Origin of the sequence: Nocardia crassostreae (genome assembly GCF_001613405.1) — a bacterium.
In the GTDB taxonomy this organism is placed as follows: domain Bacteria; phylum Actinomycetota; class Actinomycetes; order Mycobacteriales; family Mycobacteriaceae; genus Nocardia; species Nocardia crassostreae.
The window spans coordinates 23,381-45,848 of the sequence record NZ_BDCH01000045.1; the positions used below are offsets into that span (position 1 = coordinate 23,381).

The window sequence follows — 22,468 nt, forward strand, 5'->3', positions numbered from 1 at the left end:
CGCGCTATTCGGCGCTCCCGATCAGATATCCGTGCGGTCCCGGCGTCCCCAGCCCCTGATAGTCCGTCTGCACGACCGCGTACCCGGCCGCCACCCACCGCTCCTGCACCCGCCGCACCAGCGAGGTGTAATCGTGCGCCGGGAAATCGGCGGAGGTGTCGCGCGAGGGCGCGCACACATCGGCCACCCCGGTGGTCCCGTGCCCCCATGAGACGAGCGGCCAGCCACCCGGTGGCGGCGCCCCGTCGGGCACCGCGATGGTCCCCGACACCGCGACCGGCCGCCCCTGCATATCCACGGATCGATACAGCGCCAGGTAGTTTCGCGCCCCCGCCAATCCGGGATCACCTGTCAGCGGCCGGAGCTGGATGACCGAACCGTGCGCACCGGCCACCCGATCCACCGGTGCGGAGTAGAGGGCGAGCGCATCGGCGCCGACCGGCGCGGCACTCGCGGGCGCGCCCGCGATCCCGGCTCCCGCGACCGCCGCGGCGACCGTGACCGCAAACCGTCGAGACATGCCCAAAACATACCGGTCTGTTGCCATAGCCAGCGGCAACGCAATACCGATGGCCCGGAATGGTGCCACCACTGTCCGGTGCCGATCCTGGCCGGTGACCGGCATGCATAGCGAATGAATTGCGGATGTATCAACCAGACCGGGCAGTCTTCATAGCGGCGGGAACACGCCACGACGACAGACGAAAGCGAATGCCCGATGTACGGTCTTCCCCTGGTGGACCCGGAGTCCTCGAACGGGGAAACGGACCACCTCTTCGCCACCGCCCACGAGGTTCTCGGCGTCACACCCAATCTCGTGAAAGCCATGGCCAACAGCCCGGCCGCACTGGCCGCCTACCTGGATTTCCAGGTGGCCCTGCGCGGCGGAACCCTGTGCACGGCAACCCATGAGCGCATCGCGCTATTGGTCGCGCAGGAGAACGAATGTGATTACGAACTCTCGGTGCACAGCTATCTGGGCGCCGAAGTGGCCGGGCTGAGCGCGGAGCAGATCGCCGAGGCGCGCCGCGGCCGGGCGGAAACACCCGCTGCCGCGGCCGAACTGACCTTCGCCACCGCGCTCATCCGCAATCGCGGCGCCGTCACCGATGCGGAGCTGGCGGCCGCCCGGGACGGCGGGTTGAGCCACGCGGCGATCGCCGAGGTGATCGCCCACATCGCATTGAACGTCTTCACCACCTACCTCGCCAAGGTGGGGCGAGTCGATATCGACTGGCCGCTCGCCCGCCACGGCGATCGACCCTGAAACCATCGCCGAACTGGGGATGTCACACCCCGATGGGCTGTGTCGTCACCTTCACGAACCCAACAAAACGGATCCACCGAGACAAGAAATGAGCAGCACGATGACCCGCTTCGCCCTGTACGAGAACGAAGTCGCCGCCAAGTTCGTCAAGCGTTTCGTCACCGCCACCCGCGTGATCGACGACTCCGCCCTGCCCAAGGCGACCCAGGAACTGGTGAAGATCCGTGCCTCGCAGATCAACAGCTGCGGCATGTGCCTGGACATGCACACCAAGGATGCGGCACACGCCGGGGAAACCCCCGTCCGCCTGGCCATGATCGCCGCCTGGCAGGAATCCACCGTCTTCACCGACGCCGAGCGCGCCGCCCTCGCCCTCACCGAGGAGGCCACTCGCCTGGCCGACAAGTCCGGCGCCATCAGCGAGGACACCTGGGGCCTGGTTCGCAAGCACTACGACGACGACCAGATCGGCGCCCTCATCTCCTTGATCGCCACCATCAATGCCTGGAGCCGGCTCAATGTCATCTCCGGCATGGTCGGCGGTGGCTACCAGCCCGGCCAGTGGTGACACCCTGACCAACCGGCGAATGCCGTGTCACGCCCGCGCGTGACACGGCATTCGCCATTTTCGGAGCCGCATTCTCGATCCGTCCAGCCACGTGGCCTTGCTGAGAGTTCGCTGTGAGCGACATCACGCAATCGGTTACCACGCTATGCGGCTGTTACGTTGGAAGGCGTTTGCTATTGGTTCTGCTGAAGCGCGCTAGGCGTCGCATCACCGGGTTGGAAGGGTGACGAGGTGGACGCAAAGTTCGCGCTGGCTCTTCCGGTGCGCGAAAAATCTACGCCGGGAATCCATCGATACGCGGGAGCGATCGAGGCCTCGGCCGGTTTTCTGGGCGCGGTGATCGCCGGGCTTTTGCTACTGGCTCCCCTCGACTTCGAATGGACCACGGACGGCTCACCCGTCCAGCTGGATCTGCTGATTCTGAACATGCCCCGCGCGGCCGCCGCGGGCGCGGTGATCGCCATGGTGACCGCGGCGCTGGCCGTGGTGCTCGGCAAACGTGTCGCCTGGATCGCCGCCTTCAGCAGCGCGGCCGTGCTCCTGGTCGATCATGTGTGGGACCGCGATGTGGTGACCACCGGAACGCTGTCCACGGTCAACTATGTCGACTCCATCTGCAGCGGCATGCTGCTGGGCGCGCTCGCCGTGGCGATATCGGCCCGTCCCATCGCCGCCACCGCCTTCCTCGTCGGCATGCTGTCGAGCATTCTGATCGGCGATCTCACCGCCCTCCCGGCGGATGAGGGCGTGACCCACGCCCTCATCGAATGGCCCGCCAGCGGAACGCCTCCCACCGGCCTCATGATCCTCGCGGTCGCGGCCCTCGCCGCCGGTCTCGCCCTGCAACGCCACGAACCCGCCCCCGACGACGCCAGCCCCGACCTGCCCATCGGCCCGATCGTGGCCGGTCTCGTCCTGGTGATCTCCACCGCCGTCGCCACCCAATGGTTCGTCCGCCACACCGCCGCCTTCACGAACCTCGCGGTGGCCGTAGCCGTCACACTCGTCGGCGCCATCATCGCCGTGCTACTGCTCCCCGGCCGGGACGGCACCCTGATCCTCCTGGCCATTGCCGTCGCCAACGCGGGCAGCGCCATTTTCGCCGTCCCCCGCCCGGATTGGACCGCCCCCTCCCGCTCGCGGGCGTAATCGCGGGCCTGTACCTGGGCCGCCGCCTCCCCGCCGTGCCCGCCGCCCTGGCGGGCAGCGCGGCCTTGTCCCTGTTCGCCGCCTTCACCGCGAACCAGGCCCACACGCACCCGATAGTCCCCGTAATCGGTATCACCGCCCTGTCGATCCTGCTCGGCTACAGCTTCGGCGCCGCCGTCCCGAAACACCCCACCAGCACCGTCCTCGCTATCGCCGTCTTGGTAGTCCCCTGCGTCGTGATGGCCCTGCGCGGCAACAGCTTCGGCCGAGTCGCCTACTCCCCCCGCTGGTACCGCGACCCCACCGACATCCTCACCCCCGCCCCCGGCTGGACCGCCCTCATGATCACCCTCGGCTGCGCAGCCGGAATCGCCCTCCTCCACCGCATCCGCCGGAAACCCCGGCCAACCCCTGACCTATCCAACGAGTAAGGCCCCGACCGCTTTTCGCGATCGGGGCCTTGTTGTGCCCTCGGCAGGAATCGAACCTGCGGCCTTCTGCTCCGGAGGCAGACGCTCTATCCCCTGAGCTACGAGGGCGGGGGTGGACCCGCTCGGACTTCTCGACTTTCCGAGTGGGCTGGGAAAGCGTATCGCATTGGGTGCGTTGCGCCAAAAACTGGCGGGGAACGGGCGTTTTGGGGCGCCCGGTGCGCGACGTCAATTCAGGGGGAGGGGGGTGGCGCTGCGTTCGGCGAGCATGCGGGTCATGAGCTGGCTCTCGCCGGACTGGGTTTGGGCCATGCTGGCGGCGAGGGTGCGGATGGCGTCGGTGTCGGCGCGCTGGGCCGCGTATTCGATCATGGGCATGCCGCCCTGGCGGTGGCGGAGCATGAGCTGGAGGAACAGGGTGTCCTGTGCGGCGCCGGTGGCTTGGCGCAGGGCGGTGAGTTCCTGGTCGGTGGCTATGCCGGGCATGGTGGCGACGGGGCCGGAGTGCTCCGAGCTGCCGCCGTGGTGGGAGGACGAATCGGTCATCCAGCCCATGTAGCCGCCGGAGCCGAGCATGGGCTCGCGCCACAGTTGCAGCCAGCCCTGCATGCGGCCCGCCTGATTCTGCTGGGTGGTGAGGATGTCGTAGGCGAGGCGCTGCACCGCGGGATCGGTGGTGCCCGCCAAGGCGATGGCCGACATCTCCACGGCCTGGGTGTGATGCACCGACATGTCTTGGGCGAAGCCGATATCCACCGGACCCGGTGCGGCGGTGGCCTCCTCGAGGGGATTGCCCACCAGCACACCGGCCAGGAAGGCCAGCAGGACGACGCCGATCACGCCCAGCACCAGCAGCGCGGGCCGCTGACTGCGGCGCGGCTGCTGATCCGGATCGGCGGCGGGTTCGGGCTCGCTGCTGAAGTCCTGCACGTCGGATACCAAGGGTGGCATCACTGACCCGGAGCCGGCTGCTCGACCGGCTGCGTCGGCTGGGCGCCTTTGGTCGGCGCCGGGATCTGCGGGATGCCGCCGGGCAGCTCGGTCAGGCCGCCCAGACCCGGGATGGTGCCGGGGGAGAGGCCGCCGCCCAGTTCGGACTGGTCCTGGCTGGCGCCCTTACCGTCCATGGGCACCGCGTTCGGGCCCGGCGCGGTCGGATCGAAGGCAGGCGGGTTGGCGGTGTCGAAGGTCGGATTCGCGCAGCTGGCGCCGACTTCCGGATAGGTATTGCTGTTCAGCCGCAGATCCTTGATGAACTGATCCACGCGCGAATCGGAGACCGAGTCCAGCTTCAGCTGATGGCCCCACGCCTGCAGCGAGATCGGCTTGTCCAGGCCCGGGTACGGCGACATGAGCGTGTACGGCTGGCCGTCCACCTTCTTCTTCAAGGTGTCGATGCCCGCCGCATCCAGCTTGTCCGGGTTGTAGGTGATCCACACCGCGCCGTGCTCCAGCGAATGCACGGCGTTCTCGGTGCGAATCGCCTTGTCGTACACTACGCCCGTGCACGCCGCCCACGAGGAGTCGTGCGGGCCGCCGAACGCCGGGGCCTGGTCGTAGGCCACCCGCTGCGTCGAGGCCACGTGCAGACCCGCCTCGTAGTCCTTCTTGACCACGCCGTCGATATAGGCCGACGGGTTCTTCAGCTCTTCCTGCTTGTGGTACTTCGGCACCAGGAACCAGGCGATGCCGCCGATCAGCCCCACGATCACCACGACCGCGCCGATGGTCAGCCAGGGAATATTGCGTTTCGTGGGCAACTTGCCGCCACTACCCTTGCGGGTGGAGGGGGCAAGTTGCCCGCGGCCTTGATGGCCTTGGCCGACTTGACACTGGTCCTGCTCGGCATAGCTTGTTGTGCTCTCTTCGACGTGTCGGACAATCAAACGGTGCGGCGCACAGTTTGCTGGGCGCCTGCCCGGTAGGTGCCCGCGCGCGGCGTTCACCTGCTCAGACCATAGGATAGTGACTCGTGACTCCAGTTGACCTTGCAGATCTCCTTCGCGCAACCGCGGCGAAGGTACTTGTCGAACGCGGATCCGACCCTGCGGTCCTGCCCGACGAGGTCAAGGTGGAGCGTCCCCGCAACCCCGAGCATGGCGACTATGCCACGAATTTGGCCATGCAGGTAGGGAAGAAAGCGGGAATGAACCCGCGCGATTTCGCGAACCTGCTGGCCGAGGCGCTGTCGGCGACCGAGGACATCGAGGACATCGAGGTCGCCGAGGTCGCCGGTCCGGGCTTCCTGAACATCCGGCTGGCCAAGGCCGCCCAGGGCGCCATCATCGAGAAGATTCTCGCGGCGGGCGCGGAGTACGGCACCGGCGCGGCCCTGGACGGCACGAAGATCAATCTGGAGTTCGTGTCCGCCAACCCCACTGGACCCATTCACCTGGGCGGCACCCGCTGGGCCGCGGTCGGTGACGCGCTGGGCCGGATCCTGAGCGCGCAGGGCGCGGAGGTCACCCGCGAGTACTACTTCAACGACCATGGCGCGCAGATCGATCGGTTCGCGAATTCGCTGGTCGCCGCGGCCACCGGGCAGCCGACGCCCGAGGACGGCTACGCGGGCGCGTACATCACCGAGATCGCCGAGACCATCGTCACCGCGCATCCCGACGCCGTGAACCTGCCGGACGCCGAGCGCCACGAGCTGTTCCGGCGCGAGGGCGTCGAGCTGATGTTCGCGCAGATCAAGCAGACGCTGCACGAGTTCGGCGTCGACTTCGACGTGTACTTCAACGAGAGCTCGCTGTTCGAATCCGGCTCGGTCGACAAGGCCGTGGAGGAACTCAAGGCCACCGGCAACCTGTACGAGAAGGACGGCGCCTGGTGGATCGCCAGCACCGAGTACGGCGACGACAAGGACCGCGTCGTCATCAAGAGCGACGGCAAGTCCGCCTATGTCGCCGGTGACATCGCCTACTTCGAGAACAAGCGGGCCCGCTGCTTCGACCTGTGCATCTACATGCTCGGCGCCGACCACCACGGCTACATCGGCCGCCTGAAGGCCGCCGCCGCGGCCACCGGCGACAACCCGGACACCGTCGAGGTGCTCATAGGCCAGATGGTGAACCTGGTCAAAGACGGTGCGGCCGTGCGCATGTCCAAGCGCGCGGGCACCGTGGTCACCCTCGACGACCTGGTCGAGGCCATCGGCGTGGACGCCTCGCGGTATTCGCTGGTGCGCAGCTCGGTCAATACCAGCATCGATATCGATCTGGGCCTGTGGACCAAGCAGGACACCGAGAATCCGCTCTACTACGTGCAATACGCGCACGCGCGGACCAATGCCATTCTCAAGAATGCCGAGTCCTTCGGATTCGATTCGGTCACAACGGATTTCAGCCTCTCCAGCTCCGATCGGGAGGGTGAGCTGATCCGCACCCTGGGCGAATACCCGCGCGTGGTGGCCACCGCCGCCGAAATGCGGGAGCCGCATCGGATCGTCCGCTACCTCGAAGAGCTCGCGGGCGTCTATCACCCCTTCCAGTCCGACAAGGACATGCGGGTTCTTCCCCTGGGCGACGAGCCCGTCAGCCCCCTCAATGCCGCTCGCCTCGAGCTGGTCAAGGCCACCCGTCAGGTTCTCGCCAACGGCCTCGGCCTGCTAGGCGTCACTGCTCCGGAGCGTATGTAAATGAGTGCCCACCCCGCCGGACCCCGCCACGCGGACATCCCGCACGCCCCGAATCTGCCGGAGCGCCCGAGCGATCCGCAGCAGATGATCGACCTGCCCGCCAATGTCTGGCCGCGCAATGCCTCCCGTGACGCCGACGGTGTGGTGCGCCTGGCCGGTGTGCCGGTGCACGAGCTGGCCGCCGAATTCGGCACTCCGCTGTTCGTGGTGGACGAGGACGACTTCCGTTCTCGCTGCCGCGATATGGTCACCGCCTTCGGTGACGGCGCGCGAGTGCACTACGCCTCCAAGGCTTTCCTGTGCGGTGAGATCGCGCGCTGGATCCGCGACGAGGGCCTGCACCTCGACGTCTGTTCCGGCGGCGAGCTCGCGGTCGCGCTCAATGCCGGTTTCCCGGCCGAGCGAATCGCCCTGCACGGCAACAATAAATCGGTCCCGGAGCTGGAAACCGCGGTCGCGGCCGGTGTCGGCGACATCGTGCTCGACTCGCTCATCGAGATCGAGCGCTTGGAGGCCGTCGCCAAGCGCGCGGGCAAGATCCAGGACGTGCTGGTCCGCGTCACCGTCGGTGTGGAAGCCCATACCCACGAATACATTTCGACCGCGCACGAGGATCAGAAGTTCGGCTTCTCCATCGCCAGCGGTGATGCCATGCAGGCCATCGCCCGCGTCTTCGAATCCGACAACCTGCGCCTGGTCGGCCTGCACTCGCACATCGGCTCGCAGATCTTCGAGATCGACGGTTTCGAGATCTCCACCCGCCGCATGCTGGGCCTGCTGCGCGAGGCCGCCGACAAGTTCGGCATGGAACGCGCCGCCCAGATCAATGTGCTGGATCTCGGTGGCGGCCTGGGTATTTCGTACCTGCCGCACGACGATCCGCCCGCTCTCGGCGATTTCGCCGCCAATCTGCGCCGCATTGTGGCCGAGGAGGCCGAGCGCGCGGGCCTGCCCATGCCGACCATTGCCGTAGAGCCCGGTCGCGCCATCGCCGGACCGGGCACCGTAACGCTCTACGAGGTCGGCACTATCAAGGACGTGGTGCTCGACGGCGGCAACCGCCGCCGGTACGTGAGCATCGACGGCGGGATGAGCGACAATATTCGTCCCGCGCTCTACCAGGCGGAGTACGACTGCCGCCTGGTGTCCCGGAGCAGCGACAGCAATCCGGTCGTGGCTCGGGTTGTCGGAAAGCATTGCGAGAGTGGGGATATCGTAATCCGCGATACCTGGCTCCCGGCCGATGTGGGCCCGGGCGACCTGGTGGCGGTGGCCGCGACCGGCGCGTACTGCTACTCGATGTCGAGCCGCTACAACATGCTCACCCGGCCCGCCGTGGTCGCGGTACGAGACGGCAAGGCGCGCTTGATTCTTCGCCGCGAAACGGTGGAGGACCTACTCAGCTTGGAGGTGAAAGCATGACCGAGGCAACCAACGCCAAGAACGGCGTGTGGGGATCGGATCATCCGATCGGAATCGCCGTTCTCGGCATGGGCACGGTCGGCGCCGAGGTGGTCCGCATCATTCGCGATCACGCCGAGGATCTGTGCAACCGCGTCGGCGCGCCCGTCGTGCTGCGCGGTGTCGCCGTCCGCGATCTGAACAAGGACCGCGGCCTGCCCGCCGAGCTGCTCACCACCGATGCCGAGGCCCTCCTCGCCCGCGATGACGTGGATATCGTCGTCGAGGTCATGGGCGGTATCGATCCGGCCCGCGCCCTGATCAAGTCCGCGCTCTCCGCGGGCAAGTCCGTGGTCAGCGCCAACAAGGCGCTGCTCGCCGATCACACCGGCGAACTGGCCGCCGTGGCCGAGTCCAACCGCGCCGACCTCTACTTCGAGGCCGCCGTGGCGGGCGCCATCCCGGTACTGCGCCCGCTCATCCAGTCACTGTCCGGCGACCGGGTGAATCGCGTGGTCGGCATTGTCAACGGCACCACCAACTTCATCCTCTCCGCCATGGCCGAGACCGGCGCCGACTACGGCGACGTGCTGGCCGAGGCCACCCGCCTGGGCTACGCCGAGGCCGATCCGACCGCCGATGTCGAGGGCTTCGACGCCGCCGCCAAGGCCGCCATCCTCGCCTCGGTCGCCTTCCACACCCGCGTCACCTCGGGCGATGTCTACCGCGAGGGCATCTCCAAGATCACCTCCGAGGATCTGGAGACCGCCGCCGCCGTGGGCTGCACCGTGAAGCTGCTGGCCATGGCCGAGCGCGTCACCGACGAGGGCGGCAAGGAGTCCATCTCGGTGCGCGTCTACCCGGCGCTCATCCCGCGCAAGCACCCGCTGGCCGCCGTGTCCGGCGCGTTCAACGCCGTGGTCGTGGAGGCCGAGAACGCCGGACGGCTCATGTTCTACGGTCAGGGCGCGGGCGGCGCGCCGACCGCCTCCGCTGTCATGGGCGATCTGGTCATGGCGGCGCGCAACAAGTTCTACGGTGGTCGCGCCCCGGGCGAATCGGTCTATGCTGAGCTGCCGATCGCGTCGATCGGCGACACCCCGACCCGCTATCACGTGAACATGCAGGTTGCCGACCGCACCGGTGTGCTGGAAGCGGTGGCCGGCGAATTCGCCAAGCACGGTGTCAGCATCTCGACGGTCCGCCAGGAAGGCGCCGACGAAGGCGCGCGCCTGGTCGTGGTGACCCACCACGCGCAGGAATCGGCCCTGGCCGATACCGTGGCCGCGTTGGCCGAGCTGGACTCCGTCACGTCTGTGACCAGTGTTCTGAGATTGGAAGGCACCGAGGAATGAGCGCAACCGCGCGAGCTGCTGCCGTGCACACCCCGTGGCCCGGTCTGATCACCGCGTACCGGGATCGCCTCCCGGTACCGGCCGACTGGGAACCGGTCACGCTGTTCGAGGGCGGCACCCCGCTGGTGCCCGCGCACCACCTCTCCGAGCTCACCGGCTGCGAGGTCTACCTCAAGGTCGAGGGCGCGAACCCCACCGGTTCGTTCAAGGACCGCGGCATGACCATGGCCATGACCGACGCCAAGTACTCCGGTAAGAAGGCCGTGCTCTGCGCCTCCACCGGCAATACCTCGGCCTCGGCCGCCGCCTACGCCACCCGCGCGGGCCTGCGCTGCGCGGTGCTCATTCCGCAGGGCAAGATCGCCATGGGCAAGCTGGCCCAGGCGGTCATGCTGGGCGCGGAGATCATCCAGGTCGAGGGCAACTTCGACGACTGTCTCGAGCTGGCCCGCAAGGTCACCGCCGACTTCCCCGAGGTCGGCCTGGTGAACTCGGTCAATCCGGCCCGCATCGAGGGCCAGAAGACCGCGGCCTTCGAAATCGTGGACGCGCTCGGCAAGGCCCCGGACGTGCACTGCCTGCCCGTCGGCAACGCGGGGAACATCACCGCGTACTGGAAGGGCTACAGCGAGTACTACGCCGACGGCATCGCCACCGTCCGGCCGCGCATGCTGGGCGTGCAGGCCGCGGGCGCCGCGCCGCTGGTCAACGGCGCGCCGGTCAAGGATCCGGAGACCATCGCCACCGCCATCCGCATCGGCGCGCCCGCGTCGTGGAACGGTGCGATGAACGCCAAGGAGGAGTCCGGCGGCGCCTTCCGGGCGGCCACCGACGAGGAGATCCTCGCCGCATACCGCCTGGTCGCGTCGAAGGAAGGCGTGTTCGTGGAGCCCGCCTCGGCGGCCTCGGTCGCCGGTCTGCTCGCCGCGCACCAGGAGGGCTGGCTGGATCGCGGCCTGACCGTGGTGTGCACCGTGACCGGCAATGGTCTCAAGGACCCGGATACCGCGCTGCTGGGCATGCCCGACGTCAAGCCCATCGCGGTCGACCCGGTGGCCGTGGCCCACGAACTCGAGCTGGCCTGACCTTGAATGCGCGCGACAGTCAGTTGATGACCCGGACCCTGCCCGCCGGGCTCACCGTCACGGTGCGGGTTCCGGCGTCCAGCGCCAATCTGGGTCCGGGATTCGATTCCCTCGGAATCGCTTTGGGGCTCTACGACGAGATTGTGGTGTCCACCACGGACTCCGGGCTCACCATCAAGGTCGAGGGGGAGGGCGCCGACGATGTGCCCTGGGGCCCTTCGCATCTGGTGGTGCGCGCCATAGAGCGCGGATTACAGGCTGCGGGCGTCTGGGCGGACGGCCTGGATGTGGTGTGCCGCAATGTGATTCCGCACTCCCGGGGACTCGGTTCGTCGGCTTCGGCGGTGGTCGGCGGTTTGGCCGCCGGACGCGGCCTGGCCGGGAAGTTCGACCCGGAACTCGCCTACGGCGATGACGTCATGGTGCAGCTGGCCTCGGAATTCGAGGGGCATCCCGACAATGCGTCGGCGAGCATCCTGGGTGGAATTGTGGTGTCCTGGACGGAAACCGACCGCCCCGCCGAGGTGAACGGCGCGTCGGATCACCACCTGCGCGCCTATCACGCGGTGCGCTTGGACCCGCATTCCTCGCTGCGCCCCGTGGTGCTCATTCCCGAAGAGCGTTCGTCCACCGCGCACACCCGCGGCCTGCTCCCGGAGATGGTTCCGCACACCGACGCGGCCTTCAATGCCAGCCGCTCGGCGCTGGCGGTAGTCGCCTTGACGCAGCGCCCTGACCTGCTGCTCCCCGCCACGGCGGACCGGCTACACCAGGGCTACCGCGCCTCGGCGCTGCCGCTCACCACGAAATGGATCGAACGACTGCGCGCCGCGGGCATCGCCGCGACCGTGTCGGGCGCCGGTCCCACCGTACTGGCCCTCGGGACCAGCGAATTTCCCGAAGAACTGCGTGAACTCGCCGTCGCGGACGGACTCCGCGTGATCGAACCCGGCATTGCCGACGGCGTATTGGTGGATTGACAGCGCGCCTGCCTTGCCGATGTACAGGTCGGGAGCTATCCTGAGCGAGTCCGTACATCGTGCGCGTCAGACGCCGGTGCTTCATCAGGGCAAATCGCTCCAGAGGCTCCTTGCTCAGGCTCGAGGCTTGAGGCTCGAAACTTGGGGGTAGCCAGTCAACTGGAATGATCTCTCCCACCTTTTCACTCGGTGGCGAAGCCCACGCGGTGGCGAAACCGCCGAACCGGCGGGACAGGCGATACGGCATCCGAATCCGGCAGGAGACCGGATTGCAGGAGGAACCCTCGAACAGGCACACGGCAGTCGAGGGAAGGAAAGGATTTCCGTGACAGATACGGACCTGCTCGCGACACCTGGGGTGGAAAGTGATTCGCCTTCCCAAGGCCGCGAAAGTGACTCCGGACAGATTTCGAAGATGAGCGAACAAACTGACGTCGCACGATCGGGGCTGACTGGAATGTTGTTGCCGCAGTTGCGTGCGCTTGCGGGAGAGCTCGGTATCCGAGGCACTTCCGGGATGCGTAAGGGTGATCTCATCGCCGCCATCAAGGAGAACCAGTCCGGCGGTGCCAAGGCGACCGCCGCGGGCACCAAGCCCACGCGGAACGCGAACGAGGCCAAGGCCGGAAAGGCCGCCAAGGCCGAGACCGCGCCGACCGGTGGGGAGTCCGCGTCGGCCAAGGCCGATGCTCCGGCGAAGACCGAGGCGCCGGTCAAGAACGAGACCGCGGCCGCCAAGAGCGAGGCCGCGCCCGCGAAGACCGAGGCCGTGGCCAAGACCGCGCAGCCGACCTTCGAGAATCGCGAAAACACCGCCGAGACGCGCGAATCCAAGCGCGACGACGCCGCCGAGGGTGCGCGCGCCGAGGGCGGCGAGGACAGCCGCGAGGGTGGCCAGCGTGGCCGCGGACGGCAGCGCCGGGGCCGCGAGCAGCGGGCCGCCGCCGCGACTGCCAACGCCGAGGGCTCGGCCGAGACCGGCGAGTCGAAGACCGAGCAGGAGGGCGGCGAACGCCGTCGCGACCGCAACGACCGCCAGCAGGGCGAGCGTGGTCAGCAGGGCGGCCGCCAGCAGAACGGCGGCGGCAACCAGCAGAACCAGAACGGCACTGCGCGTCGCGACGACCGCAACGACGACGAGGAAGGCGGCCGCGGCCGCCGGGGCCGTCGCTTCCGTGAGCGTCGCCGCGGCCGGGACCGCGAGGGCGGCGCCACCGGTGGCGAGGCCCGCGAGCTGGAGATCCGCGAGGACGACGTCCTGCAGCCGGTCGCCGGTATTCTCGACGTGCTCGACAACTACGCGTTCGTCCGCACCTCCGGCTACCTGGCCGGGCCGAACGACGTGTACGTGTCGATGAACCTGGTGCGCAAGAACGGCCTGCGCCGCGGTGACGCCATCACCGGTGCGGTCCGCGCGCCGCGCGAGGGCGATCAGTCCAACCAGCGCCAGAAGTTCGATCCGCTGGTGCGGCTGGACACCGTCAATGGCTCGGATGTCGAATCCGCCAAGCGCCGACCGGAATTCAGCAAGCTCACGCCGCTGTACCCGAATCAGCGCCTGCGGCTGGAGACCCAGCCCAACAAGCTGACCACGCGCATCATCGACCTGATCATGCCGATCGGCAAGGGTCAGCGCGCGCTGACCGTGTCCCCGCCCAAGGCGGGTAAGACCACGATCATGCAGGACATCGCCAATGCGATCGCCACCAACAACCCCGAGTGCTACCTCATGGTTGTGCTGGTCGACGAGCGTCCGGAAGAAGTGACCGATATGCAGCGCTCGGTGCGCGGCGAGGTCATCGCCTCCACGTTCGACCGGCCGCCGAGCGATCACACCTCGGTCGCCGAGCTCGCCATCGAGCGGGCCAAGCGTCTGGTGGAGATGGGCCAGGACGTCGTCGTGCTGCTCGACTCGATCACCCGACTGGGTCGCGCGTACAACAACTCGTCCCCGGCGTCGGGCCGAATCCTTTCCGGTGGTGTGGATTCCACCGCGCTGTACCCGCCCAAGCGGTTCCTCGGCGCGGCCCGCAATATCGAGAACGGCGGCTCGCTCACGATCATCGCCACCGCGATGGTCGAGACCGGCTCCACCGGTGACACGGTCATCTTCGAGGAGTTCAAGGGCACGGGTAATGCCGAGCTCAAGCTCGATCGCAAGATCGCCGAGCGCCGCGTGTTCCCGGCGGTCGACGTCAACCCGTCCGGCACTCGCCGCGACGACTTGCTGATGTCGCCGGACGAGGCGGCGGTGCTGCACAAGCTGCGGCGCGTGCTGTCCGGTCTGGACTCGCATCAGGCCATCGACCTGCTCGTGGATCGACTCAAGAAGACCAAGAGCAATGTCGAATTCCTGATGACGGTCTCCAAGACCGCACCGGGTGCGCTCGACGAATGAGCTTGACTCACAAATGAATCAATGACTTCGGCCCCGCTCCGGCGGGGCCGAAGTCATATCTGGACCGGGCGCGGGCTGAAGAAGAGCAGGCCGATCAGGGCGGCGCCGCAGACCATGGCCGCCACGATGGTCGCGGTCACGACGCCCGGCCCAACACCGGGCGTCGTGATCGCTGTGTAGGTGAGTGTGCCGTCCCCGGGCGGTGGGACAGGGTTCGGGACAAGGGGTCCCACCGCATTTCCGGACTCCCCGGGAGCCAGACACCAGCCCAGCACCACCATCAGACTCAGCATTCCCAGGACCACCCCCGCGACGAACTCCGCACGCTGCCTACTCGCCCTCCCGGCTTCGGCATGCGCAGCGGGGACTCGCGTCCCGTTCGTCGCATCCTTCCTGGTCACAGCTGTCCTTCCGGTAGATATCAGGGCTCTCACCTGGGCGCTACTCTATGAACACTGCTGTTCGCATTCCTGAGTAGCGTGCTACTCGACTTCCAGCGTGGCTCGAGCCCGGAGAATATGCGTGCCCGTAGTTTCTTGGGGGACCGCACGGGGCAAAACCGACCAATCCCATCTTTCCGGGCGGTGGGCATCCCGCACAACCACCGTGAGAAGTACTCTCGGTCAGGGTCGGGGGTCAGGGTGAGGGCCGGGGAATAAGGGGTGCGGGGCAGCGCTTATACTGGTCCGTCGGCAACCATGCCTAAGTCGGTTCCGGTTCACGTCATCAGATCCATCAGGCGACCCGGGGCCATTCGAAAGGACACCCATGAAGGCAAGAATTCACCCCACGTACGTGGACACCACGGTCGTGTGCGGCTGCGGCAACACCTTCCAGACCAAGAGCACCAAGGAGTCCGGCCAGATCACGGTCGAGGTTTGCTCCCAGTGCCACCCGTTCTACACGGGCAAGCAGAAGATTCTGGACACCGGTGGCCGCGTGGCTCGCTTCGAGGCCCGCTACGGCAAGCGCACCAAGGCTGCCAAGTAGCTACCCCGCCGACGCCCGTCCTGCATTCATGCAGGCCGGGCGTCTGTGCGTTTGCAGGGAAGCTATCTTGATCCAAGCCTGAACAAAGGAGCACTCGCGATGGCCGACAAGTCTGCGGCCCCGTCCGCGATCGACGACATCCTCGCCGAATACGCCGGGCTGGAATCCCAGCTGGCGGATCCGGCGCTGCACAACGATCCGGGCGCGGCCCGGCGCGTGGGCAAGCGGTTCGCCGAACTCGGACCCGTGATGTCCACCTACAACAAGCTCACCAGCGCGCGCGACGATCTCGCGGCCGCCGAGGAACTCGCGGCCGACGACGCGTCCTTCGCCGCCGAGGTCCCGGCGCTGCGGGAACAGGTCGAGGAGCTCGACAAGGCGCTCACCGATCTGCTCGCCCCGCGCGATCCGCACGACTCCGACGATGTCGTGCTCGAGGTGAAATCCGGTGAGGGCGGCGAGGAATCGGCGCTTTTCGCGGCCGATCTGGCGCGCATGTACATCCGGTACGCGGAACGCCACGGCTGGAAGGTTGAGGTGCTCGGCATCAACTATTCCGATCTGGACGGCTACAAGGATGCCACCTTCTCCATCCGCAGCAAGGAAGCCAGCCGCGACGGCGTGTGGTCCAAGCTCAAATGGGAGGGCGGCGTGCACCGCGTGCAGCGCGTGCCGGTCACCGAATCTCAGGGCCGCATCCACACCTCGGCCGCGGGCGTGCTCGTGTACCCGGAGCCCGACGATGTCGAGGAGGTGCAGATCGACGAGAAGGATCTGCGCATCGACGTCTACCGCTCTTCCGGCAAGGGCGGTCAGGGCGTCAACACCACCGACTCCGCCGTCCGCATCACCCATCTGCCCACCGGCATCGTGGTGACCTGCCAGAACGAGCGCTCGCAGCTGCAGAACAAGGCCCGCGCCATGCAGGTCCTCGCCGCGCGCCTGCAGGCCGCCGCCGAGGAGGCCGCCGAACAGGAAGCCGCCGCGGGGCGCGCCTCGCAGATCCGCACCGTGGACCGCTCCGAGCGCATCCGCACCTACAACTTCCCGGAGAACCGCATTGCCGATCACCGCATCGGTTTCAAGGCGCACAACCTGGATTCGGTGCTGGACGGCAACCTCGACGATCTGTTCACCGCGCTCACCGAGGCCGACCGCGCCGCCCGCCTCGCCGCGGAGTGAGCGCGGGTCGTCCGTAAACCGCGAGCCGCCAGGGCAATCGTGGCAAGCTTTCGATGAGGTATGAGCATTCCGTCGGCACGGTCCTGCAGGAAGGTCGGACAACCATGAGCCGCGCACCGTTGCGCCCAGCGATTCGCGAGGCCACCGACCTGTTGCGGGCCGCGGGGGTGCACAGCCCGGCCGCCGATGCGGAACACCTTGCGGCACATGTGCTCGGCGTCGACCGCATGCGCTTGGCGCTGGTGCCGCTGGTGACTCCAGACCAGCTGGAGGAATTCCGGAAGCTGGTGGCCCGCCGGGCGGAACGCGTTCCGCTGCAACACCTTACGGGCACGGCCGCCATGGGCGAGATCGACTTGGCCGTCGGCCCGGGCGTATTCATTCCGCGCCCGGAAACCGAGCTGATCTTCGCCTGGGCCCTGGCCCAGCTCGAGGCGATCGGCCACGAACACCAGCCCATCGTGGTCGACCTCTGCACGGGCTCCGGCGCCCTGGCCCTTGCCATCGCCCACGCCCGCCCGGACGCCCAGGTCCACGCCGTCGAACTCGATCCGGAAGCGCTGTCGTGGGCGAAACGCAATGCCCTGCAACTCGCGGAGGAGGGCGACACCCCCATCGACCTCCATCAGGGCGACGTCACCGACTCGGCGATTCTGGAACACCTCAATGGCCGAGTGGACGTGGTCGTCTCCAATCCGCCGTACATCCCTGCCGATGCTCAACTGGATCCTGAAGTGGCGGAACATGATCCGCATCAGGCGCTGTTCGGTGGGGCGGATGGGCTGGATGTCATCCGGCCGATGGTCGGGACGATCGGACGCTTGTTGCGGGCGGGGGGCGCGACGGCTGTCGAGCACGATGACACGAATGGGTCCGGTGTCGCGGCCTTGTTCAACGCTCACGGTGGGTTTGCCGAAGTGATCGAGCACCCTGACCTGGCGGGCAAGCCGCGCTTTGTCGCTGCGCGAAGGATTGGGGACTAGGGGTTTTCGCGGCCTTGTCGTCGATCCGCTGTGATCAAAAGCTCGGGTTCACACCCTTTCGCGTTGGTTCACACCCTGTATATCGGGTGTGAACTCACGGGAAGGGGTGTGAACTGGGGGTGGGGGTGAAGGTGGGGACGAGCGTGGGGTCGTTGAAGGAGACTATTCAGGCGATTCGGGGGCCTATCAGGGTGAAGACTTGGATGCCGTAGGGGGTGAAGTGGGAATCGGTGGTGCGTTTGTAGATGATTACGGCGGGTTGGGTGTTGGCGGTGGTGGGGAGCATTCGCCATTCGTTGGGGCGCATGACTCGGGCGGAGAAGAAGGCGATTACGGCGTCACGGCCGGTGAACCAGGTTGGGATGGGGGGCATTTCGAGTTCGACGTCGGCTCGGAGCAAGGTTGCGAGGGTTTGGGCGTCGGCGCGGGCGAAGGCTTCTACGTAGCTGTCTATGAGGTGGCGCTGGGATTGTTCGTCGGGTTCGGACAGATCGTCGGCAACGGGGGCTACGTCGGAGAGGCGGGTGCGGGCGCGGCGTAGGGCGCTGTCTACGGCGGCGGGGGTCATGTCGAGCATGGTGGCGACTTCGGCTGTGCGGAAGGACAACACGTCGCGGAGGGTGAGGACGGCGCGCTGGCGGGCGGGGAGGAGTTGAAGGGCGGCTATGAAGGCCAGGCGCACACCGGATTTCGCGGACACGCCGGTGGCGGGGTCGTCGGAGGTGAACATGAGGTCGGGGGCGGGTTGCAGCCAGGGGATGGTTGGGTCGTGGTCGGCGAGAGCTACGCGGTGGTCGTCCTGCGGGGCGCCCAGGCCGGAGGGGAGGGGGCGGCGCGTGCGGGTTTCGAGGGCGGTCAGGCAGACATTGGTGGCGATTTTGTAGAGCCAGGTGCGGATCGAGGAGCGGCCCTCGAACCGGTCGAAGGCACCCCAGGCGCGGACGTAGGTTTCCTGCACCAGGTCTTCGGCGTCGTGGATGGAGCCGAGGATGCGGTAGCAGTGGGCGAGCAGTTCCGGGCGGAAAGGCTCTGTCCGGGAGGTGAATTCGGCGGTCGAGGGCATGACGGGCTACTCCTTGGATACGGTCGAGGATAGGGGAGCGGTCAGCCGATCGGCTCGAGTCCGGCCCCGGTGAGCCGGGATTCCGCGGCTGCGCCCGGGTCCGCGACCAACTCCAGAACCGCCTTCGCCACCTGCTCGGGGGTGAGCAGGGGTTGCAGCCCTTGCTCGAATTCCTCGGGGGTGATGCCTTGGTAGGCGGCATAGGCGGCGACCGCGGCCGCGCCCATACCGGTGGCGGGCGTCAGCCACGGAAGCAGCGTGAGGAATCGAATCCCCAGTCCGGCCCGCTCCGATTCAGTGGCCGCATACCCCCGCAGGAACCGAATCGCCGCCTTGGCGCTGGCATACCCGCCACTGAGCGGTGACCCGCCGATCGCCGCCCCACTCGATATCGAGAGCACCACGCTCCCCGCCGCCAACGGTTCGAGCAGCGCCGCCTTCGACCATTCGAAGACATGCCGCGTGTCGGCATTCCAGTTGCGACTGAACGATTCCCAGTCCTGCTCCTGCACCGGCGCCATCCGCGGCGCCGCCCCCGCATTGAGAACGAGCAGATCGGGCCGATGCGTCCGCACCACCTCAGCAGCCACCGCACCGTCCCCCGCATCAGCGACAACCGCCGTGAACCGCTCCCCGAGCTCATCCCGCACCGCCTGCAACTCCGCCTCCCCCCTGGCAATCCCCACCACATCGCTCCCCGCGGCAACGAGCGCCCCCGCAATCGCCCGCCCGAATCCCCGGCTAGCGCCCGTAACAACAGCCTTCTCGAACAAGTAGGACATCGACCTCTCCCAACATGAGTGCAATTCCGGTCGAAATGGAGACCAACCCCACGCCCAAAATCCGTCGCTCACCCCAAACTTGATTCCTGCACACCACGTCCCAGGTCGCCGCGCTCGGGCGCGCCAGCGCCCCGGCGCCCTGCGGATGCCGTTTCGCCCCAGACAGCATCCGTGCTTCGATCCGCCGTCGGTCGGTGCTCCGGTCCTCGTCGTCAAAGCGCGGTTTTCTGTCTCTGGCGTGCGCAAAGCCAACAAATAGCGGGGTCACCTCGCCTGCCGTACCCGACCTTGGCTCCCCCGTCGGGAGCCGTACCCTCACCCCCGTACGTGGGGCCTGGCCGTGGTTACGTATCGGACAAACCCCCTACAGCAACACAGTTCACACCCCTTTCCTGTGGTTCACACCCCAAATACACAGGGTTAAAGGGTGTGGACCACCAGGAAGGGGTGTGAACTCGAGCTTTTGATCTTGGTTTTGGGTCCCTGAACGTAACCACAGCCATCCAGCCAGGCCGGAACGTGAGAGGGCGGCTCCCAACCGGGGAGCCAAGGTCGGGTACGGCAGGCGAGGTGACCCATCTATCGGGTTTGCTCTGCGTACGCGCGGAGACGGAAGTCTTCCCGGGCCGCAATATCACCGGAGCACCGACCCACGGCGGATAGACGACAAGGCCGCGACCAACTTTTCGGAGCTCCCACGGCCTTGCCCCTGAGAGCCATCGGAACTTGATCCGTGCCAAGATGTTGCGCGTGAGTACCGTCTACGACTGTGCCGATCCCGATTCACGCGCCGCCGGTCTGACCGCGGCGCGGAGCGCGTTGAAGTCGGGACGACTGGCCGTCATTCCGACCGACACCCTCTACGGCATCGCGGCCGACGCCTTCGACAGCCAAGCTGTCTCGGCGCTGCTGGCCGCCAAACGCCGCGGACGCGATATGCCGGTGCCGGTCCTGGTGGGTTCGTGGAACACCATCGACGGTCTGGTGTTCTCGGTACGCCCCCAAGCGCGCGAGCTGATCCGCGCGTTCTGGCCCGGCGGCCTGAGTCTCGTTGTGCAGCAAGCCCCTTCGCTGGCCTGGGATCTCGGCGACGCGCGCGGCACGGTGATGTTGCGCATGCCGTTGCATCCGGTCGCGCTGGAATTGCTGCGCGAGGTCGGCCCGCTCGCGGTGTCGAGTGCGAATGTCTCCGGCCAGCCGCCCGCCACCACGGTGGACGAGGCCAAGGCGCAGTTGGGTGATCTCGTCGGGGTGTATCTGGACGGCGGGCCCGCCGATCACGCGGTGGCGTCGACGATCGTGGACCTGACCGCCGACACGCCGCGGATTCTGCGGGAGGGTGCGATTCCGGCGGAGAAGATCGCGGAGGTCCTCGGCATGTCGCCGGAGGAGCTGCGAGCACCGGGCGCGCGGTGACGGCCTAGTAGATGTTGTCGAGTCAAGGTGTATTCAGCCACGGCGCGGTGGTCCCGCTACGGGAGCTGGTGCTGACGCTGTTGGTCGCCGCCGTGGTCACATTCCTGTGCACGGGCGGCGTCCGGGTGGGGGCCATTGCCTTCGGGGCGGTGGCGGTGCCGCGCGAGCGGGATGTGCATGTGAAGCCGGTGCCGCGCATGGGCGGTATGGGCATCTATCTGGGCGTGATCGCGGCCGTGATGTTCGCGCATCAATTGCCCGCGTTGCGTCGCGGATTCGAGTATCCGAAGGATATTCCGGCGGTGCTGGCCGCGGGCACGCTCATTGTGCTGGTCGGCATCATCGACGACCGGTGGGGTCTGGACGCGCTGACGAAATTCGTCGGGCAGGTGACGGCGGCGGGCGTTATGGCGGAGATGGGGCTGAGCTGGGTCGCCATCTACAACCCGTTCACGAACGAGACGGTGGTGCTCGATCCGCTGCAGGGCGGCCTGGTCACGGTCGGCATTACCGTGACGCTCATCAATGCCATGAATTTCGTCGACGGCCTGGACGGTTTGGCCGCCGGATTGGGGTTCATCGCCTCGGTCGCGGTGTTCACCTTCACGGTGGGCCTGCTCTACGAGGTGGGCGGTTCCACCGATACCTATCCGCCCGCGCTGCTGGCCGCCGCACTGGCGGGCGGCTGTCTCGGATTTCTGCCGCACAATTTTCAGCCCGCCCGAATATTCATGGGCGATACCGGTTCCATGCTCATTGGATTGATGCTGGCCGCGGTATCCACGGGCGCCTCCGGAAGAATTCCGCTGCAGGGTTACGGCCCGCGCGACATCGTGGGTCTGCTCTCGCCGCTGTTGCTGGTGGGCGCGGTGATGTTCATTCCGGTGCTCGATCTTGTGCTCGCCATCGTGCGCCGGGTGCGCGCCGGTGTGAGTTTCTCCACTCCCGACAAAATGCATCTGCATCACCGGCTGTTGCAGATCGGGCATTCGCACCGCCGTGTGGTGCTGCTCATCTACTTGTGGGTGAGCGTGCTGGCATTCGGGGCGGTCGGTACGTCGCTCATGGATCGCCGCCTCGTCGTCCTGTTGTTCGCCGCGGGACTGGTTTTTGCGCTCATCGTGACGGCGGTGCCCTCCTGGCGGGAACTACACGAGCGCACCGGGCGCAAACCGCCGCGCGGCTCGAACACCACGGCCGGGTAGAGTTGCCGACCGTGAGCACGCCTTCCGATCCCGGTCCCGACGCCCCGCTGCGCGCGGCCCTGCGCTACGGCATCGCCGGTTTGGCTGTGCTGGTTGTGGTTTCGGCGATTCTGTCAGTGATCTTCGCCGGACTGCCCGGCCTGTGGGGCGCCCTGCTGGGCGCCGCCATCGGCGGCGGCTTCATCCTGACCACCGCCGCCTCGGTGCTCTTCAGCGGCAAGCTCGAGACCGGTTTGCAGGGGATTGTCCTGCTCGGTAGCTGGGTCGGGAAGCTACTGGTCGCGGTGGTCGTCATCGCCGTCCTCAACCGCTTCGACTTCTACAGCCGCCCGGCCCTGTTCTTCACGGTGGTCGGCGCCCTGCTGATCGTGCTCGGCGCGGAGACGTACGGCCTTCTGCGCCAAAAGGTTCCGACCGTCGAAGTGGACCGCGACCTGTAGCCGGACCGGTAGATCCGGCCAAGTTCACCTGCTGTTTCCGTCACCCCCTACACAGTGTCGTAGATGGCTTGGTAAACTCTTTACTTGTAAGCAACCGAAACAACAGGGGGTCACCTGAGACCCGCCTGAGAGC

Annotated in this window: 21 protein-coding genes, 1 tRNA gene and 1 pseudogene; 16 read left to right on the forward strand and 7 right to left on the reverse strand. The window is 67.2% G+C overall.

The genetic code is table 11. The annotated features are described in order from the left end of the window. Positions 1–4: 4 nt before the first annotated feature. Positions 5–520 (reverse strand): hypothetical protein, encoded by a 516-nt coding sequence (locus NC4_RS39775; protein ID WP_084530165.1) that lies wholly within the window; start codon positions 518–520, stop codon positions 5–7. A 198-nt stretch (positions 521–718) separates the two neighbouring features. Between NC4_RS39775 and NC4_RS37330 the strand changes: the two genes are divergently transcribed. From NC4_RS37330 to NC4_RS37345, 4 genes are all read left to right on the forward strand, one after another. After that, the gene (locus NC4_RS37330) at positions 719–1,267 is read left to right on the forward strand and encodes a carboxymuconolactone decarboxylase family protein (RefSeq protein ID WP_067548879.1); all 549 of its coding nucleotides are present in this window, start codon (positions 719–721) and stop codon (positions 1,265–1,267) included. A gap of 88 nt (positions 1,268–1,355) precedes the next feature. Then, positions 1,356–1,835, forward strand: coding sequence for a carboxymuconolactone decarboxylase family protein (locus NC4_RS37335; RefSeq protein ID WP_245722197.1), 480 nt, complete (start codon positions 1,356–1,358; stop codon positions 1,833–1,835). 231 nt (positions 1,836–2,066) lie between these two features. Beyond that, on the forward strand, positions 2,067–2,984 hold the full coding sequence (locus NC4_RS37340; protein WP_067548882.1) for a hypothetical protein: 918 nt from the start codon (positions 2,067–2,069) through the stop codon (positions 2,982–2,984). Continuing rightward, a complete protein-coding gene (locus NC4_RS37345; RefSeq protein WP_067548884.1) occupies positions 2,954–3,415 on the forward strand; it encodes a hypothetical protein in 462 nt (153 codons plus the stop codon). The genes NC4_RS37340 and NC4_RS37345 overlap by 31 nt, the downstream gene beginning before the upstream one ends. A 35-nt stretch (positions 3,416–3,450) precedes the next feature. Here the strand turns inward: NC4_RS37345 and NC4_RS37350 are convergent. The 3 genes and pseudogenes from NC4_RS37350 to NC4_RS37360 all read right to left on the reverse strand — a co-directional run bounded on the left by NC4_RS37350 (position 3,451) and on the right by NC4_RS37360 (position 5,264). Beyond that, positions 3,451–3,523, reverse strand: a tRNA-Arg gene (locus NC4_RS37350). Between the two features lie 120 nt (positions 3,524–3,643). Further along, positions 3,644–4,366, reverse strand: a complete 723-nt coding sequence (locus NC4_RS37355; protein ID WP_067548887.1) for a DUF305 domain-containing protein — start codon at positions 4,364–4,366, stop codon at positions 3,644–3,646. Next, positions 4,366–5,264, reverse strand: a pseudogene (locus NC4_RS37360) (thioredoxin-like domain-containing protein). Before NC4_RS37360 ends, NC4_RS37355 begins: the two are co-directional and overlap by 1 nt. A gap of 123 nt (positions 5,265–5,387) precedes the next feature. On the opposite strand from NC4_RS37360, the gene argS reads away from it, so the two are divergent. The 6 genes from argS (at position 5,388) to rho (ending at position 14,274) form a co-directional block, all read left to right on the forward strand. Then, positions 5,388–7,055, forward strand: coding sequence for an arginine--tRNA ligase (gene argS, locus NC4_RS37365; RefSeq protein WP_067548888.1), 1,668 nt, complete (start codon positions 5,388–5,390; stop codon positions 7,053–7,055). Beyond that, the gene (gene lysA / locus NC4_RS37370; RefSeq protein ID WP_067548890.1) at positions 7,056–8,477 is read left to right on the forward strand and encodes a diaminopimelate decarboxylase; all 1,422 of its coding nucleotides are present in this window, start codon (positions 7,056–7,058) and stop codon (positions 8,475–8,477) included. After that, a complete protein-coding gene (locus NC4_RS37375; protein WP_067548893.1) occupies positions 8,474–9,811 on the forward strand; it encodes a homoserine dehydrogenase in 1,338 nt (445 codons plus the stop codon). The genes lysA and NC4_RS37375 overlap by 4 nt, the downstream gene beginning before the upstream one ends. Then, entirely contained in the window at positions 9,808–10,896 is a 1,089-nt protein-coding gene (thrC, locus tag NC4_RS37380) for a threonine synthase (RefSeq protein WP_067548897.1), read from the forward strand. Before NC4_RS37375 ends, thrC begins: the two co-directional genes overlap by 4 nt. 26 nt (positions 10,897–10,922) lie before the next feature. Then, positions 10,923–11,876, forward strand: coding sequence for a homoserine kinase (gene thrB, locus NC4_RS37385; RefSeq protein ID WP_067548966.1), 954 nt, complete (start codon positions 10,923–10,925; stop codon positions 11,874–11,876). Between the two features lie 415 nt (positions 11,877–12,291). Then, a complete protein-coding gene (gene rho / locus NC4_RS37390; RefSeq protein ID WP_157555459.1) occupies positions 12,292–14,274 on the forward strand; it encodes a transcription termination factor Rho in 1,983 nt (660 codons plus the stop codon). Between the two features lie 53 nt (positions 14,275–14,327). Here the strand turns inward: rho and NC4_RS37395 are convergent, their stop codons facing one another. After that, a complete protein-coding gene (locus NC4_RS37395) occupies positions 14,328–14,675 on the reverse strand; it encodes a hypothetical protein (protein WP_067548901.1) in 348 nt (115 codons plus the stop codon). 367 nt (positions 14,676–15,042) lie between these two features. Between NC4_RS37395 and rpmE the strand changes: the two genes are divergently transcribed. The 3 genes from rpmE (at position 15,043) to prmC (ending at position 17,429) form a co-directional block, all read left to right on the forward strand. Further along, positions 15,043–15,264 carry a 50S ribosomal protein L31 gene (rpmE, locus tag NC4_RS37400; RefSeq protein ID WP_067548904.1) on the forward strand — a complete coding sequence of 74 codons (222 nt, stop codon included), beginning with the start codon at positions 15,043–15,045 and terminating at the stop codon, positions 15,262–15,264. 99 nt (positions 15,265–15,363) lie between these two features. Continuing rightward, a complete protein-coding gene (gene prfA, locus NC4_RS37405; protein WP_067548906.1) occupies positions 15,364–16,446 on the forward strand; it encodes a peptide chain release factor 1 in 1,083 nt (360 codons plus the stop codon). Between the two features lie 104 nt (positions 16,447–16,550). Next, positions 16,551–17,429: a peptide chain release factor N(5)-glutamine methyltransferase gene (gene prmC, locus NC4_RS37410; RefSeq protein WP_067548908.1), complete on the forward strand. Its 879-nt coding sequence runs from the start codon at positions 16,551–16,553 to the stop codon at positions 17,427–17,429. Positions 17,430–17,595: 166 nt separating this feature from the next. Here prmC and NC4_RS37415 read toward each other — a convergent pair whose 3' ends face one another. Both NC4_RS37415 and NC4_RS37420 read right to left on the reverse strand, forming a co-directional pair. Beyond that, on the reverse strand, positions 17,596–18,492 hold the full coding sequence (locus NC4_RS37415; RefSeq protein ID WP_067548910.1) for an RNA polymerase subunit sigma-70: 897 nt from the start codon (positions 18,490–18,492) through the stop codon (positions 17,596–17,598). 41 nt (positions 18,493–18,533) lie between these two features. Then, a complete protein-coding gene (locus NC4_RS37420; RefSeq protein ID WP_067548912.1) occupies positions 18,534–19,274 on the reverse strand; it encodes an SDR family oxidoreductase in 741 nt (246 codons plus the stop codon). Between the two features lie 750 nt (positions 19,275–20,024). Between NC4_RS37420 and NC4_RS37425 the strand changes: the two genes are divergently transcribed. From NC4_RS37425 to NC4_RS37435, 3 genes are read left to right on the forward strand one after another with little or no spacing between them, the layout of a single operon-like run. Continuing rightward, positions 20,025–20,690, forward strand: a complete 666-nt coding sequence (locus NC4_RS37425) for an L-threonylcarbamoyladenylate synthase (protein ID WP_067548973.1) — start codon at positions 20,025–20,027, stop codon at positions 20,688–20,690. A gap of 11 nt (positions 20,691–20,701) precedes the next feature. After that, positions 20,702–21,895, forward strand: a complete 1,194-nt coding sequence (locus tag NC4_RS37430) for a glycosyltransferase family 4 protein (protein WP_067548914.1) — start codon at positions 20,702–20,704, stop codon at positions 21,893–21,895. 2 nt (positions 21,896–21,897) lie between these two features. Next, the gene (locus NC4_RS37435) at positions 21,898–22,335 is read left to right on the forward strand and encodes a Cg1360 family ATP-synthase-associated protein (protein ID WP_157555460.1); all 438 of its coding nucleotides are present in this window, start codon (positions 21,898–21,900) and stop codon (positions 22,333–22,335) included. The last annotated feature ends 133 nt before the right edge of the window (positions 22,336–22,468 follow it).

What these genes read in the sequence shown, in the direction of transcription:
- NC4_RS39775 (WP_084530165.1), bottom strand. Translation starts at nt 520, where the DNA reads ATGTCTCGACGGTTTGCGGTCACGGTCGCCGCGGCGGTCGCGGGAGCC.
- NC4_RS37330 (WP_067548879.1), top strand. Translation starts at nt 719, where the DNA reads ATGTACGGTCTTCCCCTGGTGGACCCGGAGTCCTCGAACGGGGAAACG.
- NC4_RS37335 (WP_245722197.1), top strand. Translation starts at nt 1,356, where the DNA reads ATGAGCAGCACGATGACCCGCTTCGCCCTGTACGAGAACGAAGTCGCC.
- NC4_RS37355 (WP_067548887.1), bottom strand. Translation starts at nt 4,366, where the DNA reads ATGCCACCCTTGGTATCCGACGTGCAGGACTTCAGCAGCGAGCCCGAA.
- lysA (WP_067548890.1), top strand. Translation starts at nt 7,056, where the DNA reads ATGAGTGCCCACCCCGCCGGACCCCGCCACGCGGACATCCCGCACGCC.
- NC4_RS37375 (WP_067548893.1), top strand. Translation starts at nt 8,474, where the DNA reads ATGACCGAGGCAACCAACGCCAAGAACGGCGTGTGGGGATCGGATCAT.
- thrC (WP_067548897.1), top strand. Translation starts at nt 9,808, where the DNA reads ATGAGCGCAACCGCGCGAGCTGCTGCCGTGCACACCCCGTGGCCCGGT.
- thrB (WP_067548966.1), top strand. Translation starts at nt 10,923, where the DNA reads ATGACCCGGACCCTGCCCGCCGGGCTCACCGTCACGGTGCGGGTTCCG.
- rho (WP_157555459.1), top strand. Translation starts at nt 12,292, where the DNA reads ATGAGCGAACAAACTGACGTCGCACGATCGGGGCTGACTGGAATGTTG.
- rpmE (WP_067548904.1), top strand. Translation starts at nt 15,043, where the DNA reads ATGAAGGCAAGAATTCACCCCACGTACGTGGACACCACGGTCGTGTGC.
- prfA (WP_067548906.1), top strand. Translation starts at nt 15,364, where the DNA reads ATGGCCGACAAGTCTGCGGCCCCGTCCGCGATCGACGACATCCTCGCC.
- prmC (WP_067548908.1), top strand. Translation starts at nt 16,551, where the DNA reads ATGAGCCGCGCACCGTTGCGCCCAGCGATTCGCGAGGCCACCGACCTG.
- NC4_RS37415 (WP_067548910.1), bottom strand. Translation starts at nt 18,492, where the DNA reads ATGCCCTCGACCGCCGAATTCACCTCCCGGACAGAGCCTTTCCGCCCG.
- NC4_RS37420 (WP_067548912.1), bottom strand. Translation starts at nt 19,274, where the DNA reads ATGTCCTACTTGTTCGAGAAGGCTGTTGTTACGGGCGCTAGCCGGGGA.
- NC4_RS37430 (WP_067548914.1), top strand. Translation starts at nt 20,702, where the DNA reads ATGTTGTCGAGTCAAGGTGTATTCAGCCACGGCGCGGTGGTCCCGCTA.